Genomic DNA, 3,645 nt, shown 5'->3' with positions numbered 1-3,645 from the left:
TAAAACACTATCAATAAGTTGGAGTCATTACCATATTTACTACTGGTTTTACCCACACAGAATGCACATATCCGCTCAAAGCGTAGCATTTATGAACGAAGGACATGTGGCATTTATTTGTGCTTTACATTTTTTCCCTATCGGTTTTATTATCACAATGAAAAATGAAGGAACATACCCTGCCCACTCAACAAAATTAGATCTTGAAGATAAATTCCTTACATTTAATATGACCTCTATAAATTATGAGTATACGACATTTCCATTTGTAAATCTTAAGGGAAACCAAATGTATGCTATAAGCAACGGCCATACTTGTGTTAGTTATCCAATAATTAAGTGACTGCTAAATTATACAATCGACGCATGTTCACTTTCTACATATACCATCTATAATGTCCGCTCTTGGCACGCAGCGGACGAGCTAACAAATCTGAAGGTCCGCTGTGAGCGAAGAGCGGAAGTGAGAATTTGTCATGATTACCCTGATGCGGGACTAACATTGGCCTCTGATAATCAATGGAGAGCAGGTCAGGGTGACCAGTTCCATCTGAAAGAGATCGAAATTCACTGGCGTGAAGTGCTGCGCCTGGCAACCTCGATAAAGCAGGGAACCGTGACGAGCCAGCTACCCCAAGCAAAACGGACTTGCCAAAGCACTGAGGAAAATTGGCCGTATTGAACGAATGCTGTATATGCTCGACAGGTTCCGCGATCCGGCACTTCGTCGGCGGGTCCAGGCGGGACTGAATAAAGGAGAAGCCCGTAACGCGCTGGCGCGCGCGGTATTCCTTCTCCGTCTGGGTGAAATCAAGGATCGTAAACCGGAAAATCAGAGCTACCGCGCCAGCGGACTGACGCTGCTGACGGCAGCTATCTCGTTGTGGAATACCGTCTATATGGAAAGAGCGGTCGATGCCCTGAAGCGTAAAGGGATGAAGATCAACGAGCAACTGCTATCGCATTTGTCCCCGCTAGGCTAGGAACATGTTAAGTGAGAGAACCTCTACAAGTAAGGTTATTAATTGAATGATTTAAAGGGTCCGGCGCCACGGTCATCTCGGTGACGTCTGTCCGGAGACCTTTGAATAGGCCTCGTCACGAGGCCAAAATTATTCAACGGTTGTGAGGGTTGTCCACACCGGAATACCTATTCATACATAAACATCAATAGTATTTTCGAGGTTCTTATCTTCCCTTTTACCTGACTGAGTCTGCGTTTCCTTGTCCTGCTTCTCAGCCTGCTGTTTTAGTAACTGTTGTAATTGAGCAGACAAACTTTGAATTTGCTTTTGTATGATAGCCACCATCTCTTTCTTCTGATCGGTTGTCATACCATCTTCTGACGACACCTTACCAAGTTTTTCTGTAAGTGACTGTATCTTCTTTAAAATTTGTGATATCTGAGATGATTCACTATTAGCTGAACTGTTAGAACTTTTTATACTTGTATTAGTTTGTATTGATATAGACATAGAACCTCCATGGTAAATATATAGGTGTATCGGCATATACGCAGATATACTTTAGAATTCTTATGATTTATTTTTTCATTTTTTTCAGGCTGTTATATAGACTGGCTTGTTGCGGTGTTTAACGTATTACCAGACATGATTTTGAACGCGCTGGACAGCGTGGTGAGTGAATATCTTTTGGCTGAAGGCCGGAAAGTACATACTCTTTTTGGCTTTGTTGAATAAATCGAACTTTTGCTGAGTTGAAGGATCAGATCACGCATCTTCCCGACAACGCAGACCGTTCCGTGGCAAAGCAAAAGTTCAAAATCACCAACTGGCCCACCTACAATAAAGCCCTCATCAACCGTGGCTCCATAACTTTCTGGCTGGATGATGAAGCTATTCAGGCCTGGTATGAGTCGACAACGCCTTCATCACGGGGAAGACCTCAGCGCTATTCTGATCTCGCCATCACCACCGTTCTGGTCATTAAACGCGTGTTCAGGTTGACCCTGCGGGCTGCACAGGGTTTTATTGATTCCATTTTTACACTGATGAATGTTCCGTTGCGCTGCCCGAATTACACCAGTGTCAGCAAGCGCGCAAAGTCGGTTAATGTCAGTTTCAAAACGTTCACCCGGGGTGAAATCGCGCATCTGGTGATTGATTCCACCGGGCTGAAGGTCTTTGGTGAAGGCGAATGGAAAGTCAAAAAACACGGCAAAGAACGCCGTCGTATATGGCGAAAGTTGCATCTGGCAGTTGACAGCAACACACATGAAATCATCTGTGCAGACCTGTCGCTGAACAATGTGACGGACTCAGAAGCCTTCCCGGGTCTTATCCGGCAGACTCACAGAAAAATCAGGGCAGCATCGGCAGACGGCGCTTACGACACCCGGCTCTGTCACGATGAACTGCGGCGTAAGAAAATCAGCACGCTTATCCCTCCCCGAAAAGGTGCGGGTTACTGGCCCGGTGAATATGCAGACCGTAACCGTGCAGTGGCTAATCAGCGAATGACCGGGAGTAATGCGCGGTGGAAATGGACAACAGATTACAACCGTCGCTCGATAGCGGAAACGGCGATGTACCGGGTAAAACAGCTGTTCGGGGATTCACTGACGCTGCGTGACTACGATGGTCAGGTTGCGGAGGCTATGGCCCTGGTACGAGCGCTGAACAAAATGACGAAAGCAGGTATGCCTGAAAGCGTGCGTATTGCCTGAAAACACAACCCGCTACGGGGGAGACTTACCCGAAATCTGATTTATTCAACAAAGCCACTCTTTTTGTGTTTACACAATTTGTAGTTACGATAATCCATCCTCACGGCTGTTCCCTGGGCACGGTCATACCTAACCTATTTAGATTAAGTATTTAAAGATCAATTTCTTACAGTACTTTTAAGGGACAACTTCAAATCTCTGAATATATCATTATCAGTATTTCAGTTAATAATACCTTCAAATAAAAAAAGCGGTCCGGCGACATCCCCCGGACCGCTTCAATAAACTGTCTGATGTTATGTATTCATCAGTTTGCAAATATCATACCAGCTTATGGTTCAGATAGCCACGTTGCTTAATTGTTGTGCAATGTAACAAATGTGAGGTATGTGTAGGTAATCGTTATTTTTAGGACTTAATGCACCGGTATTCTGGGCTTCAAATTCATCGGGGTAATGGCAAGTTAATGAAAAAAAGACCATTCCTCACGGGGGAAAAATGGTCGAATAATAGTATCCTGGTTCTGTGTACGTCAGGGTTCCAGTAGGATAGCGTCTATTGTCATGAACGAAACGACAAATAAGGGGGTAAATATGCCTCATTTTTGTTAAGGAATTGTCTATATGAACTGTTACTCAGTTTCTGTCCGTGAAATGGTCAGTATCAGGTATCAGACAATCATATCCTTTTATCTCACTGAGATTCCGGGCTGGACTTGATATCATCTAAACCTTTTCGGATTTCCACGTTTGGAAAATACAAGCCTTTCAAGAATTATACTGGTCTGTTAAGCGACCGATTGGAATCCGATATAAGAATATCCAGCAAGGAATTGACGCCCTCGACACTGCTGATGTCTTTGAGGCGGTTTCTTGGATGAATCTGTCCTGAAGTGTCTGATTTTATCGCTCTATGTGATTGTTCGACTGTAGTGGCATAGTGAATTTGGCCACCTGAAT

At 44.3% G+C, this 3,645-nt stretch carries 3 protein-coding genes and 2 pseudogenes; 3 read left to right on the top strand and 2 right to left on the bottom strand.

The window, feature by feature from the left end; genetic code table 11:
- Positions 1-343: pseudogene (locus FDX01_RS23140) on the top strand (chaperonin); the annotation flags it as partial.
- A gap of 204 nt (positions 344-547) precedes the next feature.
- A pseudogene (locus FDX01_RS03520) lies at positions 548-980 on the top strand (Tn3 family transposase); the annotation flags it as partial.
- A gap of 174 nt (positions 981-1,154) precedes the next feature.
- On the opposite strand, the gene FDX01_RS03515 reads toward FDX01_RS03520, so the two are convergent.
- A complete protein-coding gene (locus FDX01_RS03515) occupies positions 1,155-1,475 on the bottom strand; it encodes a FlxA-like family protein (RefSeq protein ID WP_049040620.1) in 321 nt (106 codons plus the stop codon).
- Between the two features lie 242 nt (positions 1,476-1,717).
- Here FDX01_RS03515 and FDX01_RS03510 point away from each other — a divergent pair, with 242 nt between their 5' ends.
- Positions 1,718-2,686, top strand: a complete 969-nt coding sequence (locus FDX01_RS03510; protein WP_170974749.1) for an IS5 family transposase — start codon at positions 1,718-1,720, stop codon at positions 2,684-2,686.
- A gap of 774 nt (positions 2,687-3,460) precedes the next feature.
- Here FDX01_RS03510 and FDX01_RS23135 read toward each other — a convergent pair.
- Positions 3,461-3,645, bottom strand: a 185-nt coding sequence (locus FDX01_RS23135; RefSeq protein ID WP_212733996.1) for a hypothetical protein, incomplete at its 5' end; no start/stop codon positions are given.

This window comes from Citrobacter sp. wls613 (assembly GCF_005281195.1).
Lineage (GTDB): Bacteria > Pseudomonadota > Gammaproteobacteria > Enterobacterales > Enterobacteriaceae > Citrobacter > Citrobacter gillenii.
Note: the sequence above shows the minus strand (reverse complement) of the source record. Positions and strands in the feature narration are given on the sequence as shown.